Source organism: Phreatobacter sp. (assembly GCF_016793595.1).
Classification (GTDB): Bacteria; Pseudomonadota; Alphaproteobacteria; order Rhizobiales; family Phreatobacteraceae; genus Phreatobacter.
Window position 1 is genome coordinate 446271 of the sequence record NZ_JAEULY010000004.1, and the last position, 20320, is coordinate 466590.

General features: G+C 69.2%; 14 protein-coding genes. 6 read left to right on the plus strand and 8 right to left on the minus strand.

The genetic code is table 11. From position 1 onward, the window contains the following. The first annotated feature begins 9 nt into the window (after window positions 1-9). From JNK84_RS06225 to JNK84_RS06245, 5 genes are read left to right on the plus strand one after another with little or no spacing between them, the layout of a single operon-like run. Window positions 10-1146: a DegT/DnrJ/EryC1/StrS family aminotransferase gene (locus JNK84_RS06225; protein ID WP_293421643.1), complete on the plus strand. Its 1137-nt coding sequence runs from the start codon at window positions 10-12 to the stop codon at window positions 1144-1146. Next, window positions 1143-1856 carry a sugar transferase gene (locus JNK84_RS06230; RefSeq protein WP_293421645.1) on the plus strand — a complete coding sequence of 238 codons (714 nt, stop codon included), beginning with the start codon at window positions 1143-1145 and terminating at the stop codon, window positions 1854-1856. The genes JNK84_RS06225 and JNK84_RS06230 overlap by 4 nt, the downstream gene beginning before the upstream one ends. A gap of 27 nt (window positions 1857-1883) precedes the next feature. Then, window positions 1884-2891, plus strand: coding sequence for an SDR family NAD(P)-dependent oxidoreductase (locus JNK84_RS06235; RefSeq protein WP_293421647.1), 1008 nt, complete (start codon window positions 1884-1886; stop codon window positions 2889-2891). After that, entirely contained in the window at window positions 2888-4177 is a 1290-nt protein-coding gene (locus JNK84_RS06240) for a hypothetical protein (protein WP_293421649.1), read from the plus strand. Before JNK84_RS06235 ends, JNK84_RS06240 begins: the two co-directional genes overlap by 4 nt. Then, window positions 4174-5439 (plus strand): polysaccharide biosynthesis/export family protein, encoded by a 1266-nt coding sequence (locus tag JNK84_RS06245; protein WP_293421651.1) that lies wholly within the window; start codon window positions 4174-4176, stop codon window positions 5437-5439. Before JNK84_RS06240 ends, JNK84_RS06245 begins: the two co-directional genes overlap by 4 nt. 53 nt (window positions 5440-5492) lie before the next feature. Here JNK84_RS06245 and JNK84_RS06250 read toward each other — a convergent pair whose 3' ends face one another. The 7 genes from JNK84_RS06250 to JNK84_RS06280 all read right to left on the minus strand — a co-directional run bounded on the left by JNK84_RS06250 (window position 5493) and on the right by JNK84_RS06280 (window position 18120). Next, on the minus strand, window positions 5493-8237 hold the full coding sequence (locus JNK84_RS06250; protein ID WP_293421653.1) for a non-ribosomal peptide synthetase: 2745 nt from the start codon (window positions 8235-8237) through the stop codon (window positions 5493-5495). A 106-nt stretch (window positions 8238-8343) separates the two neighbouring features. Next, window positions 8344-10500 carry a lipopolysaccharide biosynthesis protein gene (locus tag JNK84_RS06255; RefSeq protein ID WP_293421655.1) on the minus strand — a complete coding sequence of 719 codons (2157 nt, stop codon included), beginning with the start codon at window positions 10498-10500 and terminating at the stop codon, window positions 8344-8346. 1 nt (window position 10501) lies between these two features. Then, window positions 10502-12691, minus strand: a complete 2190-nt coding sequence (locus JNK84_RS06260; RefSeq protein ID WP_293421657.1) for a GumC family protein — start codon at window positions 12689-12691, stop codon at window positions 10502-10504. 2 nt (window positions 12692-12693) lie between these two features. Continuing rightward, the gene (asnB, locus tag JNK84_RS06265; RefSeq protein ID WP_293421659.1) at window positions 12694-14685 is read right to left on the minus strand and encodes an asparagine synthase (glutamine-hydrolyzing); all 1992 of its coding nucleotides are present in this window, start codon (window positions 14683-14685) and stop codon (window positions 12694-12696) included. Next, complete coding sequence (locus tag JNK84_RS06270; protein WP_293421661.1) at window positions 14673-15971, minus strand: O-antigen ligase family protein; 1299 nt, start codon at window positions 15969-15971, stop codon at window positions 14673-14675. The genes asnB and JNK84_RS06270 overlap by 13 nt, the downstream gene beginning before the upstream one ends. Further along, window positions 15968-17182: a glycosyltransferase family 4 protein gene (locus JNK84_RS06275; RefSeq protein ID WP_293421663.1), complete on the minus strand. Its 1215-nt coding sequence runs from the start codon at window positions 17180-17182 to the stop codon at window positions 15968-15970. Before JNK84_RS06275 ends, JNK84_RS06270 begins: the two co-directional genes overlap by 4 nt. Before the next feature lie 176 nt (window positions 17183-17358). Next, window positions 17359-18120, minus strand: coding sequence for a LuxR C-terminal-related transcriptional regulator (locus JNK84_RS06280; protein ID WP_293421665.1), 762 nt, complete (start codon window positions 18118-18120; stop codon window positions 17359-17361). A 764-nt stretch (window positions 18121-18884) separates the two neighbouring features. Between JNK84_RS06280 and JNK84_RS06285 the strand changes: the two genes are divergently transcribed. Continuing rightward, on the plus strand, window positions 18885-19118 hold the full coding sequence (locus JNK84_RS06285; protein WP_293421667.1) for a hypothetical protein: 234 nt from the start codon (window positions 18885-18887) through the stop codon (window positions 19116-19118). Window positions 19119-19161: 43 nt separating this feature from the next. Here JNK84_RS06285 and JNK84_RS06290 read toward each other — a convergent pair whose 3' ends face one another. Beyond that, window positions 19162-20310 (minus strand): GNAT family N-acetyltransferase, encoded by a 1149-nt coding sequence (locus JNK84_RS06290; protein ID WP_293421669.1) that lies wholly within the window; start codon window positions 20308-20310, stop codon window positions 19162-19164. Window positions 20311-20320 lie beyond the last annotated feature (10 nt).

Below are 20320 nucleotides of genomic sequence, written 5' to 3' on the forward strand. Positions count from 1 at the left end.
ATCCGCGCCATGCTGCTGGTCGGCGAGCCCATTCTGGGCCACGAAGAGAAGAACGCCCTGTGCGACGTCATCGACAGCGGCTGGCTGACGATGGGCGATCGCGTCCGCGCCTTCGAGGAGGCCTTCGCCCATGCCCATGGCGCGGAGGATTCCGTCGCGGTGAATTCCTGCACCGCGGCGCTGCACCTGATCCTGCACGCCCTCGGCCTCGGCCCCGGCGACGAGGTGCTCGTCCCCTCCCTCACTTTCGTCGCGACCGCCAACAGCGTGCTCTATGTCGGCGCGACGCCGGTCTTCGTCGACATCCAGTCGGCCGACGTGCCGCTGATGTCGCTGGCCGAGGCGGAAGCCCGGTGCACGCCGCGGACCAAGGCCGTCATCCTCGTCCACTTCGCCGGATATCTGCCGGACCGCGCGGCCTGGCAGGCCTTCGCCCACCGGCGCGGCCTCCTGCTGATCGAGGATGCCGCCCATGCGCCGGGACTGCGCGAGGTCGGCACATTCGGCGTCGCCGCGGCCTTCAGCTTCTACGGCAACAAGAACATGACCACCGGCGAGGGCGGCGCGGTGATCGCCCGGGACAGCGAGCTTCTGGCGACGATCCGTCAGGCGCGCGGCCACGGCATGACCAGCGGCACGCGCCAGCGGCTCGACGCCCGCACGCCGACGTACGACGTCACCATGATCGGCTTCAACTACCGGCTAGACGAGCTGCGCGCAGCCATCGGCCTCGCCCAGCTCCGGCATCTGCCGCACTGGAACGAGGCCCGCCGCGCGCTGACGGCCGAATACCGCCAGCGGCTCGCCTTCCACTGCCCCGGCCTGACGGTGCCCTTCTCGCAGCCACGGCTGACGACCTGCCACATCATGCCGGTGCTCCTGCCAGTCGGCACGGACCGGCAGTCGGTGATCGACCATCTGCGCGCCGACGGCATCCAGACGACGATCCACTACTCGCCGGTGCACCTGATGACGCTCTACGCCAACCTCTGGCGGGGCATCAGCCTGCCGCGCACCGAGGACTTCGCCCGGCGCGAGCTGACGCTGCCGCTGCATCCCCGCATGGATGCGGCGAACGTCGAGACGGTCGCGGCCAGTCTCGGACAGGCCCTCCGCAGCCGCGCATCGGTGGAGGCCGTGGCATGAGCGCACCCGAGCTCGACCTGCGCCACGGCCACACGGCCCGCGACATCGGCGAGGCGGCGAGCCGCTGCTTCGACCTCGTGATCGCGATCGCCGCGCTCATTGTCCTGTCGCCGGTCTTCCTCGCCGTGATGGCGGCCATCTGGATCGAAGGCGGCAGGCCGATCTTCTTCGCGCAGCTCAGGCTCGGTCGCAGCGGGCGGCCCTTCGTCATGTACAAGTTCCGCAAGTTTGGCGCGGCCAGCGGCACCGATGGATGCCCGCTCACGGTCGCGGGCGACATGCGGCTGACGCCGGTGGGCGCCTTCCTGGCCGCGACCAAGATCGACGAGCTGCCGCAGCTCTGGAACGTGCTGCGCGGCGACATGGCGATTGTCGGCCCACGGCCGGAATCCCTGGCTTTCGCGGATTGCTTCCGGGGGTCTTTCGAGCACGTCCTCGACTTCAAGCCGGGACTGCTCGGACCGAGCCAGATCTACTTCCGCAACGAGTGTCGCTTCTATCCGGCAGACGCGGATCCGACGACCTTCTACCGGGAGGTTCTGTTCCCCGCCAAGGCGCGGCTGGACCTCGCCTACTTCCCGCACCGGACCCTCGGCTCCGACTTCGCGCTGCTGCTCCGCGGCGTGCTGGCGGTGCTCGGCTGGGCGCCGGCAAGGAGCGCCGGCGACCGCGCCGGTCCGGCGGACGTGCGTTTGCCGGGCCATTCGTGAGGTCGCGGAGCAGGGAGGCGCAGCGCCATGGACTACAGGGGCATGAAGGTTCTCGTTACCGGCGCCGACGGCTTCATCGGCTCGCACCTGACGGAGGCCCTGGTCGGAGCTGGCGCCCAGGTCACGGCGCTGGCGCTCTACAATTCCTTCGACAGCCACGGCTGGCTCGACGACGTGTCGGAGCCAGTGCGGCGCAACCTGACGATGATCCGCGGCGACGTGCGCGACGCCGCCTTCGTCGCCCGCATCGTCCAGGGCCAGCACATGGTGTTCCACGTCGCGGCCCTCATCGCCATCCCGCATTCCTATGCCGCCGCGCAGTCCTATGTGGAGACCAACGTCATCGGCACGCTCAACGTGCTCGAGGCCGCGCGCCAGTACGGCACCGAGCGCGTGATCCACACCTCCACCAGCGAGGTCTACGGCACGGCGCAGACCATGCCGATCGCCGAGAGCCATCCGCTGCAGGGGCAGTCGCCCTATTCGGCCTCCAAGATCGGCGCCGACATGATGACCGAAGCCTTCGCCCGGTCTTTCGGGCTGCCGGCGGTGATCCTCCGGCCGTTCAACACGTTCGGCCCGCGCCAGAGCGAAAGGGCGATCATCCCGACCATCATTCGCCAGGCGCTGGATCCCGGCTGCGATGCGATCATGGTCGGCGACACCACGCCGGTCCGCGACCTCACCTATGTCGATGACACGGTGGCCGCTTTCATGGTGGCCGGGAGTGCGCCGGGGATCGAGTTCGGGCGTCCCTACAATGCCGGCTGCGGCAAGGCCGTGACGGTGGCCGATCTCATCGAGATCATTCGCGGCCTCACCGGCACGAGCAAGCCCGTGCGGCGCGACGAGGCGCGGATGCGCCCGGTCAATTCCGAGGTGCGGGCGCTGCTCGCCGACAATTCCCTTCTCCGCCGCGAGACGGGCTGGCGACCCGGCACCAGCCTCAGCGACGGCCTTGAAAAGACCATCGCCTGGTGGCGCGGCCGCATGGGTGCCGGCCGGGTCCGCCGCGAGAAGGATTTCATCACATGAACCGGCCCGACAGGGCCGGGCGCCGGCGTCTGATCGGATCGGTCGCGGCCGCCGCCACGATCGCGGTCCTTTCCGGATGGGCGTCGGCGTTCTCCGACAACCTCTCCGGCGCACGGGTCATACCGCCGCCGGAGACAGCGCTGCCGGGCTATCTCCAGCCCAGCCGCGACCCCGCCTTTGGCACGCCCTACACGCGCATCACCGATCCGGGCGCGACGCTCGGCGCCGGGATAGCCTGCGGCCGCGACATGTGCCGCCACCGCTATTCCAGCGCGCAGGCATGGAATGCCGACCAGAGCCTGCTGCTTATCCCGATCGGTTGCAGCGGCATGTGCTTCTTCGACGGTCGCACCTACGAGCCACTTTTTCGCCGCGCCCGTTTCGGCGAATGCGAATGGCATCCCCTGCGTCCCGAGGCGATGATCTGCGTGACGCCCTCCGCCGTGCTGATCTGGGAGCCCAAGACCGCGCGCGAAGAGGTGCTCTACCGCGCGGCGGGCTATCGCGACCTCAAATTCGGCCCGTACAAGGGCAACCCTTCGAATGACGGGCGCTGGATCGCCGTGCGCGCCCTCGCTCCGAGCGGCGAGGAGGTCGTGTTCGCCTTCGATCTCGTCGAACGACGCAAGAAGCCCGACATTTCCCTCAATGGCCTGCCCGGCAAAACGAATGCCTGCACGATCTCGCCGCTTGGCCTGCATGTCGCCTGCATCCAGAACGCGCCTGACGGTACGGACCAGGGGTTCATTTTCTCGCGCGACGGCGATCTCGTGCAGCGCTGGTCGGAGCACCATAGGCCGGGCCATGGCGACATGACCGTCGATGCCGATGGCAGCGAGGTCTATGTCGGCATCAGCAAGGCGCCGCCGGATCGCTACTTCATCATCAAGCGGCGGCTTGTCGACGGCGCCGTGACTGTTCTCGCGCCCACGGGCGAAGGCCAGCATGCCTCCCTGCGCTCGATCGGCCGGCCGGGCTGGGTCTTCGTCACCTATTCCGGCGACCCCGAGGCGGTCGCGCGGCGGCCGGGCTGGGCGCCATTCGCGCGCGAGGTGATCGCGCTGAAGATCGACGGTAGCGGCGAGTTCCGCCGCGTCGTCCATACCCACAGCGTCCGGCACAATTACTGGAACGAGGCGCAGGCATCGCCCTCGCCGGACGGCACCCAGATCATGTGGGCGAGCAACTGGAACCGGCCGGGTGGCCCCATCCATACCTTCGTCGCCCGCCTCGACTGGCCGACGCGCGCGGCCACCTCAGAATCCGTGATGGAGCCGCAGAGATGACCCGCAGCAGGCATTCCCTCCTCCTCGCCGCCTCGCTCATCTGCATCGGCCTCGCGGCGACGCCACGGCCCGCGCGAGCGGACGGCCCCTATCGGCTCGCGCCCGGCGATACCGTCGAGATCGGGCTCGCCGTGTTGGGCGACCAGCGCCAGCGGGCCATGATCCAGGCGGACGGGACCATCGCCCTGCCCTGGACCGGCCGGGTGATGATCGGCGGACTGACGGCGGCCGAGTTCCAGGCGCGCATGGAGGCGCTGCTGCCGAACCGGGTGCTCCGCAGCCGCACGCCGGACGGGCGCGAGCACATCATCTCGGTGCGGCCCGAGGACATCTTCGTCTCGGTCGCGGAGTTCCGCCCCGTCTACGTCACCGGCGACGTGCTGACGCCCGGCCAGCAGACCTATCGCCCCCAGATGACCGTCCGGCAGGTCGTTACGGCGGCCGGCGGCTACAGCCTGCTGCGCTCGCGCGCCACGCAGACCGGCGCCGACCCGGCCGACCTGCGCCGCGACCACGACACGCTCTGGACCGAGTATACGCGCGAATATTACCGCATCCTGCGCACCCGCGCGGAGCTTGCCGGCCATGACAGCTTCGATCTGGCGCCGCCCCGCTCGTCGCCGCTGCCCGCCTCCGTACCCGAGAGCATCGGTCAGGCCGAACTGGAATCGCTGAAGGTCGCGCAGGCCGACTTCCGGCTCGAAGGCGCCTATCTCGCCCGCGCCACGCGGGAAACCCAGGAACAGGCCGTCGTGCTCGCCCGGCGCGAGCAGGAGGAGGAGAAGGGCGTCGAGGCGGACACCGCCGAACTGGAGCGCATCAACCGCCTCTACGGCGGTGGCAATCTGGTCAGCCAGCGCGTCAGTGAGAGCCGCCGCGCAGTTCTCATGTCCTCCTCACGGCGCCTCGAGACCACGGTTCAGCTCATGCGCGCGCGCCGGCAGGCGGACGACTACGCGCGCCAGCTCGAACGGCTGGGCAACCAGCGGCAGAACACACTTCTCCTGCAGCTTCGGGACGCCAGCACGCGCCTTGCCGATCTCGCCCTGCGCATCCAGGCCGTGGGCGAGAAGCTCCGGCCGAGCGGCGGCGCGGTCTCGGCGCCCGGCCCCGGCGCGACGACCGCGACCAGCCTCGTCGTGACGCGCAAGATCGGCGAGCAGTGGCAGCGCCTGCCGGTGACGGAGGATACCGACGTGCTGCCCGGCGATGTCGTGGAAGCGGTGCTGCGCTCCGAGGCGACCGCCGCCGTCGCGAACTGAACGGACGACAGCCGCAACCGGGCCGGCGCCTCACCGCGCCGGCCTTTCCCTGTTCAGATATGGCCGAACTGGAGCGCCGCCAGGATGAGCGGCAGGTTGTGCGCCAGGTGCGGCGGCACGACCAGATCGAGGTGCCCGCCGGCGATCGGCACGATATCCAGCCCGCCGACCATGCGCCGCCAGCCGAGATCGTCCGACAGGCCGCGCCGCTCGCAGCGGAACAGAGTGCCCGTGATCGGCAGGGGCGGCTCCTGCGGACCGCCGAGCCAGCGCCCCATGGCCCGCATCCGGAGCACTTCCTCCAGCTCCAGCCGCAGCATGAAGCGGGTGCCCGAAAGCCGGCCCGGCAGGACCTTCGCCAGTAGCCGGGCGAAGCTGGCCTCGCAGCCGAGCCGCACCGCCAGTTTCGCCACGCTTCGGCAGAGCATGCGATAGACCGTGACGCGATGCGCGCGGACGCGCTGGATCGCGCGTGCCACTGTCTCGGCGGGCTGATGGCGCCGGCCATCGACATTGGTGTCGAGGATGCCGAGGAAGCGGATCTGCCGGCCCTCCGCCAGCAGCCGGCTGGCGGTCTCGAATGCGACCGCGCCGCCAAGCGAATAGCCGAGCAGACGGATCTCCCCACGCGGCTGCGCCATCCGTATCTGGGCGAAGGCTTGGTCGGTCATCGCGGCGACCGTCTGCTGGCCGTCGAGAATGGCGTCCAGGCCGGGATAGCGGATCGGCACGACGCGGACGACGCGGCCCATCTCGCCGCCGAATGCGGCCATGCTCGGCCCGTAGCCGACCGAACCGGGGAACAGGAACAGGATCGGCCGCGCATCATCGTCGGCGCGCGCCGCCAGCGGGCCGTCGTCGGGCGGACTCGATACCGCTTCGACCATCTCCTCGAAGCTCATGTCGATCCGGTAGGCGTCCATGTGCAGTTCGCGGCCAAGCGCCGTCTCGATGTCGAGCACGCATTGGAGAAGCTTCAACGAGTCGCCGCCGGCCTCGTCCCAGCGGCCATGCGCCTCGGCCGTCCGCAAGGTCGCCTTCCATATCCGCTCGACGACCGCGCGCTCGCTGGACGCCGCGCCACTCTCCTGCCGGGCGGGCATCGCGACGGTATCGCGAGTGCGGATGCGCAATTCGCCGTCGAGGCGGCGCAGCGCCTGCGCGTCCATCTTGCCGCCCGGCAGCCTCGGCAGGTCGGGCAGGACATGAAGGCGGGCCGGATGCAGCGATGGCGGCAGGTTGCGCCGAACCGCCTGACGAAGCGCCTCGACCGGATCGACGCCCTCCCGCCGTGGCACCACGAAGGCGACGAGTTCGCCCGCCTCGGTCGGCAGCGCCGCGGCATCGACGACCAGCGGCGATTGCCGCAACACGACTTCCAGTTCCGCAGGCTCCACGCGGCGGCCGTTGATCTTCAGCTGCCGCCCCTTCCGCCCGACGATCCTCACCAGTCCGTCGGCGGCAACGGTTACCAGATCCCCGGTCGGCAGGATGCGTTGGCCGGGATGTTCGGGGTCGGCCGCCAGCGGCGCGACGACGCCGCCAGACCAGTGGCCGAGCGCCACATAGGGGCTGCTGATCACGAGTTCGCCGGTTCCACCGGACGGAACCGGCCGGCCGTCCTCGCCGAGCACCGCATAGGCGATGCCGGGCAGCAGGTAGCCGGCGGGCACGCCGACCCCGTCCTCGGGCGCCGGCTCGCCGGGAAACCACTGCGATCCCGTCGTCTCGGTCGACGAGTAGCTCACCTGAACCCGGCAGCCGGCGGGCGCGACGGCGCGTACCGCCGCGATGTCGTCCCACAGGATGCGTTCGCCGGCGATGCGGACGATCCGCAGCGAGGCGAAATCGTCGCCGCCCTCCCGCATCAGCGCACGCAGCAGGGCCGGCACGATATAGACCACCGTCGCCCCGGCCGTGCGGAACCGGCGCCGAACGCCGCGCAGGCCGGCGGCCTCGACATCGACGATCGCAAGGGTTGCGCCCGTCGTCAGGGCGGAAAGCACTTCCCGACAGCCGGCAATGGTGGCCGCGCCGCTCAGCGGCATCAGCACGTCGCTGGAGCCGATATGACAGGCATCGACATATTGGTGGACGCGTTGCAGCAGGCTGCGCTCGCTGTTGACGATGCCCTTGGGGCGGCCCGTGCTGCCGGAGGTGTAGAGGACGACGGCCGGGCGATCGACCGAAGCGGTCATGCCGGAGCCGACCGTCCGGTGTGGCGGCGCGGGCGCCAGCGCAGCCGCCGCGTCGATCCAGCGGACGGTCGGCGCTGCCGGCCAGTCGGCGGGACGACTGGCACCGATGCCGACCACGGCGGGCAGCCGCGCATCCGCGACGATGTCGAAGATGCGCTGCGGCGGGTCACGCGGGTTGAGCGGCACCACCAGCCGGTCGCATTCGAGGCCGGCAAGCATGCCGACCGGGAACCAGGCCGAGTTGCCGAGTATCAGCCCGACAGCCTCCCCCTGCGCCGTGACCGCGGCAATCCGGTCCGAAAGCGACGAGACCGCCTCGACGAGCTGGCGATAGGTGAGCGCGACCGCATCGTCCACGACAGCGGGCTTGTCGGGAAACGCTGCCGCCATCCGCCGTACGTGCTGCATCACCGGCACCTCGGCGAACTGCGCGCCGAGCGGCTCGAAGGGATGATCGACAGGGCCGCCGGCGTCCAGGGCCCTGCGCGGCGGCATCGACCAGACGAAGGACGGCGGTGGCGCTGCGGGGATCTCGCGCCGGACGGGGCTGTCGTAGATCGGGGCGCCCCCTGTCGTTCGGCGGCTGTTCATGTCGAGCATGGGTGGCTCCGTTCCCCGCATTGTCGTCCTAGGCGGTGGCCGGGATGGCGACATCGTACGATCGGAGGAGATTCCGGCCGGAGCGCCACCAACCCGCGTCATGGGTTCAGCTCCCTCCCGCCGCGATCTGGCCTACGGCGCGCGAACGAAGGCGCTCCGAAACGGCGCAGGCGAGCCCCGGCAGGAGACCAAGGCGGCGGTGGATGCTGACCGCCATGATGATGTTCCAGACGATGATCACCAGCGTGGTCGCCAACGCCGCTCCGACGGCGCCGAACAGTTTGATGCCGATCAGGCATCCGGCGACGTTGAGCGCTGCGCTGATGGCCATGGCGAGCGCCGCCGCCCGCTCCTGGCCGGTCATCGTCATCAGGTGTTGCTGCGGCCCCATCGCGGCGGCGATGAGCTGGCCCAGAACGAGCAGGCGCGCGATCTGGGCCCCCTGGACGAAGTCCTCGCCGAAGAAGCGCAGCACCGGCTCCATGAAGATGAGGAGCGGCGCGGCCAGAAGACCCGACACGGCGAACGACAGAAGGGCGGCGCGCGCGAAGAGCCGTTGCAGGCCGGCATGGTCATCGCGTGCATGAAGATCCGCCGCCGTGGGCGCGAACATGGTGCCGACCGCGACGCGCGGCAGCAGGATCAGCGTTGCGATACTGAAGCCAAGCGCAAAGATGCCGGCCTCGCGAATATGCTCCAGCCAGCCCAGCAGGATGACGCCGGTGCGAACCATGAGCACGTCGAGCAGCGACAACACCGTCATCGGCAGCACGGTCGCGCACCATTGAGCAATAGAGAAGGCCGGCCGCACGCCCTTCAGATAGGCCGGCCAGATCCGCAGCATCAGCACGAAGGCGAGACAGGCGGTGAGCACCGAGCTGACCAGCAGCGCGGTAAGAACGCCGGTGGCGTCCACCGGCCGGATGGCGAGGGCCGCCATGACCGCCACCAGCGCTGACAGGAGCGCGTCGCGGGCGATGCGTTCGGGCAGAAGCGCCGTCACCACCCCGCCGAAGGCGCGCACCAGCGCCGCGCTGATCAGATACATGGTCATGGCGGGGATCGTGGCCATGCCGATCAGCAGACCCGCCTCCTTGGAATCCGGAATGTGGTCGGCGACGGCGACGATCACAGCGATTCCGATCGCCGCGAGGATCAGCGATGCAACGGTCGAAACGCCGATCGCGAACAGCACGACGCCCCGCACGAGCCCCCATTCCTCGCGCGCAGCATGGACCGGCACGAAGCGCAGCACGGCGACGTGAAAACCGAGTGTCGCGACGTAGGAAAGGAACGAGGTCCAGGCCAGCACGTAGGAGAATATGCCGAAGCCATCCGTGCCGATCAGCCGCGCGATCTGCAGTTGCACCAGGCTGGTCAGAACGGCGCCACCGACATAGAGCGCGAAGGCCTGCGCGCTCGCGCTGGTCATGCGCTTGCCGAGATCCGGCTCCTTTTCCGTCCTCGCCGCCTGTTCCGGCTCGCTTTCGGCGGGGCGATCGGGCGGCGGCGCGTCGCCCGGCGCCTTCGCGGCCGGTCCTATGCGCAATTCGACCGCCTGCTCGATCCTGTCCAGTGCCGCGCCGAGCGAGACGCTATCCAGCGAACGCACCTCGATGATCGAGCCGCCACGCTGTTCGAGCAGCCCCTGGATGCGATCCGCTATGGGACCGGTCGCCATGCTGGTGCTGAGTCCTGCATCGAAGAACTGCTCCATTCGCGGCAGATGCTCCGAGCGATCCCGCAGGCGGCGCTCAAGCAGTTCGCACGGCGCATCGAGACGCACGACCAGATCGGCCTGCGGCGCCGCCTCCAGCGCACCGGCGAGCGCGGCATCGTTGGCGGCGCGGGTGAAGGCGGCGAGCGAACAGACGGCTTGCAGATAGGCCTGGTCGAAGATCACGACCCGGCTGGACTGGGCATTGCGCTTCCAGCAGCGCGAGAGGCGCAGGATGTACTGCCACAGGCGCAGCATCCAGACCGGGCTTTTCGGCGGCAGCAGCCAGATGAGCGAGTTCGCCAGGTGCAGTTCCTGCCGATGCTTGCGCGGCCGAAATACGGTTGCCAGCGTCCGCAGGAAGGCCCGGCCAGCCCGCCCCAATGCCGAGCGGCTGCCACCCGAGTCCGATGATCGCTCGGGCTCGCCCTGCCGGTAGCTGAGGATGACCGACGTGGCGTGGCCCTGCCGTTCCAGGCGCTGTCCGAGCGCCAGGGCCAGGGTGGTCTTGCCGGAGCCGGGCGGGCCGAACAGTTCGATGATCATCTCAGCCTCCGACGCGGGCACCCGTCAGGACGACGGGCCTCGGCGCCAATGCGGGCTCCTCCTCGGAGAGGATCGAGGCGATCCGTGGTCCGCCTGGCGCCTCCACGCCCGCGGCCCGGGCGAGGAACTGCACGGCGTCGCGGGCGGCTGCGCGCTCGGTGACGCCGGCACGGACCAGGAACAGGATCCAGTCGGCATTCATCGCGGCGAGACCGACCTCGGGCCGCTCGCGCACGCTGTCGTCGTCCACGATGATCAGGTCGTAGGTGCCGCGGAAGCGGTCGCTCCACCGGCCGCCCGGCTCGTCCATTCCGAGGCCGGAGGCCGTGTCCAGCCGTGCGGCGGGCACGAAGTCGATCTGGAGATGGCCGATCCGCTCGGCCGCGGCCGGACGCGCCGTGCTGCCGGCGGCGACCTCTGCCGGGCCGCCGCGGGCCGGCGGGTCGGGCGCCCGCTCCAGCCGCGCGGGATGGTTGCTGCGACTGACCAGCAGCACCTTCATACCGAGCCGCGCGCCGACGGCGGCAAGGCTCCAGGCGAGCGTGGTCTTGCCCTCCCCCGGTCCGGTCGAGGTCAGCAGGACGACCTGGGGACCATGACGCGTGCCGCTCGTCGGCATCAGCGATACAAGCAGCGAGCGGACGGCCCGCGCATAGTCGGATTGCGGCTCGTCGCGCGGCATCAGCGGCGCGCGGAGCGCCTCGACGCGCGACAGATAGGGCACCGCGCCGAGGCAGGGCACCGCCAGGGCATCGACGGCGTCGTCCTCGTCGCGCACGGTGCGCTCGACGACGCCGAGGCCGAGGGCCAGCAGGATGCCGAGGATCGCCGAGGCGATGACCATGGGCGGGATCAGGAAGGCGGGGTGCAGCGAACTCGGCCGCTCCGGCGGCCAGGCGGTCGCCAGCAGCCGCGCGTCCGGCCGGACGAACTGGACCTGCTCGTCGACCTCCTGCTGGCGGCGTAGCAGGCCGTCATAGAACTGGCCGAGCGCCGCTGCCTGCCGCTCGAGGGCGCGCAGGCCCGACAGGCCGTCGGCGGTCGAGTTGGCCGCCGCGCGCAGCGGCGCGAGCCGCTGTTCGATCGACCGTGCCTGCTCGCCATAGACCTGAGCCTCGCCTTCGAGGCGGCGGATGCCGCGGGCAAGCTCTTCCTGGATGGCTGCCGTGGAGGCGACGTCGCCGGTGTTCTGGCGACCGGCATCGCGCCGCACCAGGTCCAGCAGCAGCGGCGAGCCGAGCAGGCGCGCCATCTCCATTTCGGCGCCCGGCCGCTCGCGAAGCTCCCTGGCCCGCGCGAGGCGCTCCGTCGCCGACTGCATTTCCGAACGCGCTATGGCCAGCTGGCGCGACATCTGGGCGATCTGGAGGGCCGTCTCGTCGGCCGGCGCCGTGCTCGCGGCGGCGTGCAACAGACGATAGGCCTCCAGTTCCCGCTCGGCGCGCGCGACCTCGAGGCGGGCCTCCGGTATCCGCTTGGCGAGCCAGACCATCAACCGCCGGGCCTCGACCCGGTGGCGCAGCGCGAGATCGTCCAGATAGACCCGCACGATCGTGTTGGCGACGGCGGCGGCCGTCTGCGGGCTCGCCGACGTATAGGTCACGGTGATGACCCGCGAGCGCCGCTCCTGCCCCACCCGCAGGCGCTTCTTCAGCTCGAGCGCGAGGGCGTGCGCCGCACCATCGGCCGTTTCCTCAGGCGTGGGGTGCGGACCGGCAAGGCCGAGCGGCCTCAGCACCCGGTCGACGACACTGCGGATGCGGGACAGGCGCGAGGGCGGTTCGGCATAGTTCTCCGGCCGGTTCGCCAGCAGTGCCGAGGCAACCGCCAGCATGTGGGCATCGGAGGCCAGAATGGTGACGTGGGTCTCGATCGCCGATTCCTCGGTCGGCTGCGTGGCGGCGGTCGTGCCCGGTCCGTCATTGCCCCGCTGATCGACGATGATCTGCGAGGAGGCCGCATAGTTCGGCTGCACGACGATAGCCGTGACCAGCGCCACCGCAGTTCCCGCGGCGATGACACCGAGGATCAGCCGCCAGCGCCGCATGAGGGTTCCGAGGCTCCGGCTGATCGCGTGGCGGGCGCCGTCGGCGGGATGGGCGCCATAATCGGGCGTGCTGTCGAACGGGCCGCCCCCCGTCGCTCGAACGGAGTGGAGGAGCCGTGCCTCAGGTCCGAGAAGCGCCCTCATGGTCAACTCCAATGCTGAGCGGTTTCAAGTTCGGGAACACGGTCCGCCGGAGTGGACCGCGCATGTTCGTCAAGCCATGCCTGCAGCATCAGAACCGCCCAGAGGGCGCGCGAATGGTCGCCTCGTCCGTCGAGATGGTCGGACCAGCGGCGGCGCACCCCGGCAACGTCGAGCAGGTCGTGCCGGGCGAGCATGGCAGGGCTGAGCAGGTCCTCGGCCCAGCCGCGAAGCGGCCCGCGCAACCAGGCCCCGACCGGCACGTCGAAGCCGCGCTTCGGGCCTTCGAACACGCTGCGCGGCACGTAACGAGCGAGGACCTCGCGCAGAATCCACTTGCCGCGCCCGCCGCGCACCTTGACCCCCGTCGGCAGGCGCCAGGAGAACTCGACGACGCGGTGATCCAGCAGCGGGCAGCGCCCCTCGAGGCTGACCGCCATGGTCGCCCGGTCGAGCTTCACGAGGATGTCGTCCGGCAGGTAGCCTGCCATGTCGCGATGGACCACGCGGGAGACGATGTCGTCGAGGGCGGGACCGGCTGGATCGGCCGTCGCCGGGGCCTGCGACAGGGGCAGGTCGGACAGGCGCGTCAGCCGATCGTAAAGGCCGTCCTCGCCGCCCTCGATGAGGCGGCCGAGGCGGATGAGACTGTCGCCTTCGACCAGGCGCCGCAGTCGGCCGGGCAGCGGCAGGGCGGCCGCGACACGCCGGGGAAACCGGCCGGAGAGGCCCAGAATCAGCGCCGCAGCTGCCCTTCGGGCGGCTTCCGGCGCGGCGAGCAGGCTGGCAAGGCGCGACACCGTGAAATGCCGCTGATAGCCCGCAAAGCACTCGTCTCCACCGTCGCCGGTCAACGCCACGGTCACCTCGCGGCGCGCCATCCGGGAGACCAGCAGGGTCGGGATCTGCGATTCGTCGGCGAAGGGCTCGTCCCAGATGCGTGGCAATTCGGGGATGGTCTTCATCGCCTCGTCGGGCGACAGCCGGAACTGGGTGTGGTCGGTGCCGAGATGACGCGCCACGCGCGAGGCGCCGGCGGACTCGTCGTAGCCGGATTCGTCGAAGGCGATGGTGAAAGTGCGCACCGGCCGCGCGGACTGCGCCTGCATCAGCGAAACGACCGTCGCGCTATCGATGCCGCCTGACAGGAACGCGCCGAGCGGCACATCAGCCACCATGCGCTCGCGCACCACCTGCCGCAGGAGGTCGTCCAGCGCGCCGACGAGTTCGTCGTTTCCCGCCGCGAACTGGTCCGCACGCCCCCGCTCGGCGGCATCGGCGAGCGACCACCAGGGCCGGCAGGCTGCAGCAAGGCTCGCGGCATTGCCGCCCCGGGCAAGATCGTCGGTGCTCAACGTCAGGCTCGAACCGGGCGGGAGCTTGAAGACCTGCCGGTAGATGCAGCTGTCGCCGGCAACGACGCCCCGCGCAAGGAACCCGGCCACCGCGTCGCGGTCGATCGCCGGTGTGAAACCGGGGACCGCCCTCAACGCCTTGATTTCGGAGGCGAACAGCACCGCCCCCCGCAGGCAGGCGACATGAAGCGGTTTCTTGCCCATGCGGTCGCGCGCCAGATGCAGCACGCGGGCGCGACGGTCCCACAGCGCGAAGGCGAACATGCCGCAGAACCGCCGCAGCGCCGGCTGCAGGCCCCATGCCTCGACCGCGCGGATCAGCACCTCCGTATCGCTGGTGCTGTGGAAGCGGTGCCCGAGCGCCTCCAGTTCCCTCCTCAATTCGAGGAAATTGTAGATCTCGCCGTTGAAGCTCACGACGAGGCTGCCATCCTCCGAATGCATGGGCTGCCGGCCGCCTTCCGACAGATCGACGATGGCGAGGCGCCGGTGGCCGAGCGCGATGCCGGCCTCGCGGTCGATCCAGGTTCCTTCCCCGTCGGGACCGCGATGGGCGATCGCCGCGAGCATCGGGCCGACCACATCGACGCGCAGCTCCGCCGGCGCGCCCGGGCCCCGGAAGATTCCCGCTATGCCGCACATAGCCGGCCCCCTTGTCCCATTCCTGCCCGAGAGGTCGATGCAAGGCGCGCCTGCATGGCGGGCAGGCGCGCGCAGCCCTCGGCGAGGCAGAGCACCAGCCCGAACCAGAGGATCGGGTGCCGGAGGATGAAATGGCTGATGCCGAAGATGATGACGGCGCAGACCAGCGCCGCGAGCGCGTCCAGCCGTGCCCGGAACAGCAGCCGCAGCGTGCTGACATGAAGCCAGGCGAAGATGCCGACGGCGATGATACCGCCTTGCAGAAACAGGTCGAGGATCGTGCTGTGCGCCTCGAACGGCCGCGGCAGCGTCGCTAGCCGCGGGACGTTCGGACGTTCGAGATGCGGCCCCGGACCGAAGCCGAACGACGCGGATTCCAGCCCCTTGCGGATGGCGCTGCGCCACAACTCGAGACGCAGGTTGGCGGTCTGCATCGTCGCGTCGCCACCGTGATCCTTGGCGAGGCTGAGAGCCAGCGCGCTGGCGTCGGTCCGCTCCGACCAGACGAAGGGAAGGAGGCTCGCCAGCACCAGCGGTGCCGCGACGAGGATCGCCATGGCCGCCGTGCGGCGCACGCCGCCCGCCGGATCATCGAGCCAGGTCTTCAGCCGCAGCGCGCCCAGCAGGCCGAAGAGGCCGAGCATCGTCAGCAGGAAGGTATCGCTCCTCGTCAGGCGACCGGCGACGAGCGGGAGAACGGCTCCCATCCAGCCCGCGACACGCGCGCCGCGACTCTGCGCCGTCATGCCGAGATGGATCGCGACGGCGCTGAAAACGGCACAATAGAGCGCCGCCTGATTGGGGTTTTCCGACCAGCCGCGAAAGCGGTTCCAGTACCAGGGGTCGATGCCGCCGGCGGGAACCAGCCCGAAGCCGAGCGCCAGCTGGAAGGCGAGGCCGACATTGGCGAAGCCCACCAGGAACCAGGCCGATCGGCGCATGCGGACCGCATTGTCCGGCAGGATCAGCGCGAGGCAGGAAATCGTCGCCATCAGCACGTAGGCCATGGCGTCGTGGGCCATGCTGGCACCTTCGACGATCGGATCGAACAGCATGCCGAGAAAGGCGCCGATGCCCAGCGACAGGGCGAAGACGCACCAGAAGGTGCCCATCCGGCGGAAAGCCAGCCCCGCGTCGATACGGCCGGTCGCGATGAGATGGGTGCCCGAAAGCGCCAGCCAGAGCGCGAGCAGAACCTCACCCGCCCCGAGCGGCAGCCCCGGGAGCCGCAGGGTCGAGGCTGCGGAAAGCACGGTTCCGGCGGCCAGCATGGCGTCGCGGATCACGGACGCTCTCCATCGGCGCGGGCGGCTGAAGCGAGCTCCCGGACTGCAGGGGCGGGGCGGACCGGGGCGATGCGGGGTCGGAGCATCTGCCGGTAGATGTCGCGGTAGCTGTCGACGACGCCTTCGAGCGAAAACGCGCGCGCGACGAAGGCGATGGAGCGCAGCCCCATCACGCGTGCTTCGGCGGGGTCTTCGAGCAGCCCGAGGATGCGCTGGGCGAGCGCTGCCGCGTCGCCGGGCTCGACGAGATGGCCGTTCCAGCCCTCGGTGACGACGTCGGTACAGCCGGGCATGCGCGTCGCGACCATCGGCAGGCCCGCGAGCCCCGCCTCCAGCAGCGCGCGCGGAACGCCCTCCCGATACTGGGTCGGCAGGACGAAGGCGTCCGCCAGGGCAAGGAGCGCCGGCACGTCGCGCCGGTGGCCGAGCGCCATGACATTGGGGCCCGCGGCCTCGATCTCGGCGGCGTCGATGGCGAAGGGTCCCTCGCTCTCGCGAGGCCCGACGAGCAGGAATTTCACGCGCGGGCGGGCGCGCGCCACGATCCGCGCCGCCTTCAGCAACGTCCCTATGCCCTTCTGGCGGGTCAGGCGGCTGACCGTCACCACGACCTGTGCGTCGCCGAGGCCAAGCTCCTGCCGCAGGATGCCGGGATCGCGGCTCGCCGCGAGGGCCGTCCGGAAGGCCGCGACGTCGATGCCCGAACTGCGAACCAAGTGCGCGGCATCGCGGCTGACAAGACCGTGCCGCTCGAAATAGGCCTTGTCGTCGGCGTTCTGGAAAACCGTGGCCGCGGACCAGCGCGCCGTCGCTCGCTGGAGCAGACGATAGACTGGCCGGATCAGCCGGGCACGCATTCCGCCGCCGGGCGAGAAGGTCCAGCCCATGCCGTTGATGGTCCGGATGACAGGAACCGCGCCTCGCACAGCGAGCGGCGCGAGGAGGTTCGGCTTGGTGTCGAAGGTCTGGATCAGGTCCGGCCGGCATTCCGCGACCAGGCTGGCGATCCGCGCGATCGCGCCGAGATCGCCGCCACGACGATCAAAGCGGTCGAAATGCCAGGGCAGATGCGTCAGTCCGACGGCCCGGAACGGCTCGCCGCCGCCGCTGGACGCCGCCGTGACCCGAAAGCCCCGATCCCGCAAGGCCAGCAGGAAAGGGATGCGAAGGGCGTGGTCCTCTCCTCCAAGACACAGAACATGGGAGTCCATCGCGGCGCCTCCGCCCGCCCCCGGAAGGCCCGCTCATGCGGGACATGCGGGGAGCCATTGGAATGTTCTGGTGGAAGACTAGGAAGCCCCCGGAAATGCGTCCTCATCCGATCGGATGAGGGCTGGCGCCCCGCAGCGCGGCGCGGGCCCCCGCGCCCGCCCGCCGGGGCATTCGTTCAGTGGCCGTTGGGCTTGCCCGGGGCGTGTCGGCCGAAACCATTCGGTCCCGATGGAAGGGGATCGTCCGCCGCCGGCATCGTGGCATAGGCACCCTGCGACAGGTGGCCGAGCGCCCATATGGCCGCCTGTGTGCGGTTCTGAACGCCGATCTTGCGCAGGATCGCCTTCACGTGGACCTTGACGGTCGCCTCCATGATGTCGAAGGCGCGTGCGATGGTCTTGTTGGACTGACCTTCGATGAGCCCGCGGAGAATCTGCGTCTCCCGGTCGGACAGGACAGACGCCCATTGCCGCAGAGACCGTTCCTCCGGAGCCTCGAGCAGCAGCTGCGCCGGCATTTCGCGCGAGCCGCCGAGCTGGGCGAGGATGGACGAGGGGAAAATCCCTTCACCCAGCGCCACGAGCTCGAGCGCCTTGATCAGGGCTTGGGAACTGATGGATTTGCTGAGATAGCCGTTCACCGACAGGCGCAGAGCCTCGGCGAGCGGCGCGAGTTCATGGCGGTCAGCGAGAATGACGATGCGAGCATCGGCGAACCTGAGCCGCAGCGCCTCAATGTCCTCGGCAGGGGAACGATCGTCGTCACCGACGCCGAGAATGATCATCAGGCCGCGAAGGTCGGCGGGAGGCGTGGCCCGCAAATCACCAGGTGTCGGGGCGGTGGCCGCGACGCGGAACAGAGTTCCCGAGAGAATTTTCTCCAGCCCCTCGCGAACCAGCCTGCTCTTTTCGATCAGGACGATAGGTACGCTACGCATGGTGGCACCTTGTACGCTGCCGGCCTTGCCCTAGGCCGATCGATGAATACTCCTGTCCGTTTCTTGTTCTATGCCGACTTGCCTTGTTCTATCTCTATGTCGACTTTGGCTGCATGCTTTAGGGAAATGTACACTAAATCAAACAGATTTCGAATTCCAGCCGCCGCGCCGATCAAAAATTGATGATCCGAAACGTTTGGTTCCCAGTCCAAATTTCGATGATCATTGATATTACTATGCGTCATTTTTAAATATATTCCCACATTTTTGACCAATCAAATCTTGATACAGCGTGTACTGCTAAGATTTAGAACATTTTAATACTGACAGTTACGCGAAAAGTAACCCGCGCTCCACTGAAACATCGCCATCCCTTCCCGCCGCCGGTCAAGCAACAATTTGCAACAATGAACCAAATTGAACAGAGACTACATGGTATTTTCATGCCACCCGTAACGGCGCTTCGCGCTCCGGAGGTCGAGAGGGGCTGCGGTATCGGGGTGGCGACGACCGTTCGGCTTCATCCAAACAGGGGTAGCCCGACCACCCGGAGCAAACGCGCGCCCGGAGCCGCCGCCCCGAAGCTCCGGTCGTCTTCGCCCAAACACAGGCCGGCCGCGTGCGCGCCGCCGGCCTCGCAGAACCGGCCGCCACGCACCGGCAATGCCAAAAAGCACGTTCCTAACTTGCGGCACCTTGATCCCGCCGCCATTTGACGCCACAACTGCGGCGCAAACGCGCACCAGCCGACAGGGACGTTCTCGATGGCCACCGCCTCGACCTCCAACTGGACCAACCTCGTCAACGTCTTCGGAGCGACCATGATCGTCGGCACCGAAGCTGTCGGCGCGGGCGGCGCCACCGGCTGGGCCATTGCGAGCCTTCTCAAGATGGGCGATCAGGTGGTGATCGGCGCCACCGTCGTCGGCGTCATCGCCGGTCTGGTGGCAACCGTCGCCTTCTTCCGCTCCGCCTATCGCGTCGAGCCGTTCCGCTGATCGAACGGGCGGCGCGCCGATCAGGCGATGCCCATCGCCATGTTCAGGCGACATCCTTCGCCATGTGCTGCACCTGCCGGTCCGCGAGCTGTTCGACACGCGTGCGGGAAAAGCCCTTGCGGGCATACCAGGCGATGCGCTCCTCGAGCTTGAGGTTGGTGTAGAGGGCGATGCGCCTCGCGCCGAGCTCCCTCAGGCGTTTCTCGGCAAATGCGAGGATCGCATCGCCATAGCGCCGCCCCTGCTCGGACGGATGCACGGCCAGCGAATAGATCAGCGGCTCGCCCGCGCCCTGCAGCACCGCGCAGGCGATCAGATGATCCTCGCCATCCGCCACCCAGACCTCATGATCGGCCATGATCTCGGCATAGTCGACCATGCGCGGCAGTGACGGCGCACCGGTGATCGTCTCGTTGCGGGTATAGGCGATGTCCTTCAGGGTACGGATCGCCGGCACATCGCGCAGCGTCGCCCGGCGCAGCGCGAGCCCGCCCTCGCGCGCTTCCAGCCGGTTGAAGACCCCGAGGCTGACCTTCTGGCGCCCTTCCGCATCGAAATTCTCCGGCGACAGCCATTGCGTGAAGGCAAGCTTCCGCTGCGGCCATTCGGTGTCGAGCATGGAGAACCAGGCGGTGTCGCGGTTGCGGCCCTTGGCGATCATGTGCTGGCGGAACAGGCCCTCATAGGTGAAGCCGAAGCGCACGGCCGCGCGCTTGGAGGGCTCGTTGAAATTGTGGCATTTCCACTCGTAGCGTCGGTAGCCCAGAGTCTCGAAGACATATTGCGCGAGAAGATATTCAGCCTCGGTCGCCGCCGGCGTGCGCTGCAGCGCCGGCGTATAGAGGATCGAGCCCACCTCGATCACCCGGTGCACCGTATCGATGCGCATCAGCGACAGCCAGCCGATCGCGCGGTCGTCGCGGTCGCAGATCGCCCAATAGACGGGGTCCGTCGTACCCGCGGCAATAGTGCGGACATGGGCGTCGAAATCCGCCTTGTCGGCATAGGGACCGGTGAAGAGATAGGCCCATTGCTGCGGGGCCTCGGGGCCATGCGACAGCGCATGGAGCCCATCGGTATCGCGGGCCGGGTCGAGCGGCCGCAGCCGGCAGAAGCGGCCTTCCATGACGACGTGGGTCGGGCGTGGCGCAGGTTTCGGCTCGACGAGAAAATCGAAAGCAGGTTCGGTCAAGGCACGGCTC

What these genes read in the sequence shown, in the direction of transcription:
- JNK84_RS06235 (WP_293421647.1), top strand. Translation starts at nt 1,884, where the DNA reads ATGGACTACAGGGGCATGAAGGTTCTCGTTACCGGCGCCGACGGCTTC.
- JNK84_RS06250 (WP_293421653.1), bottom strand. Translation starts at nt 8,237, where the DNA reads ATGCTCGACATGAACAGCCGCCGAACGACAGGGGGCGCCCCGATCTAC.
- JNK84_RS06280 (WP_293421665.1), bottom strand. Translation starts at nt 18,120, where the DNA reads ATGCGTAGCGTACCTATCGTCCTGATCGAAAAGAGCAGGCTGGTTCGC.
- JNK84_RS06260 (WP_293421657.1), bottom strand. Translation starts at nt 12,691, where the DNA reads ATGAGGGCGCTTCTCGGACCTGAGGCACGGCTCCTCCACTCCGTTCGA.
- JNK84_RS06225 (WP_293421643.1), top strand. Translation starts at nt 10, where the DNA reads ATGCTGCTGGTCGGCGAGCCCATTCTGGGCCACGAAGAGAAGAACGCC.
- JNK84_RS06230 (WP_293421645.1), top strand. Translation starts at nt 1,143, where the DNA reads ATGAGCGCACCCGAGCTCGACCTGCGCCACGGCCACACGGCCCGCGAC.
- asnB (WP_293421659.1), bottom strand. Translation starts at nt 14,685, where the DNA reads ATGTGCGGCATAGCGGGAATCTTCCGGGGCCCGGGCGCGCCGGCGGAG.
- JNK84_RS06240 (WP_293421649.1), top strand. Translation starts at nt 2,888, where the DNA reads ATGAACCGGCCCGACAGGGCCGGGCGCCGGCGTCTGATCGGATCGGTC.
- JNK84_RS06245 (WP_293421651.1), top strand. Translation starts at nt 4,174, where the DNA reads ATGACCCGCAGCAGGCATTCCCTCCTCCTCGCCGCCTCGCTCATCTGC.
- JNK84_RS06285 (WP_293421667.1), top strand. Translation starts at nt 18,885, where the DNA reads ATGGCCACCGCCTCGACCTCCAACTGGACCAACCTCGTCAACGTCTTC.
- JNK84_RS06255 (WP_293421655.1), bottom strand. Translation starts at nt 10,500, where the DNA reads ATGATCATCGAACTGTTCGGCCCGCCCGGCTCCGGCAAGACCACCCTG.
- JNK84_RS06275 (WP_293421663.1), bottom strand. Translation starts at nt 17,182, where the DNA reads ATGGACTCCCATGTTCTGTGTCTTGGAGGAGAGGACCACGCCCTTCGC.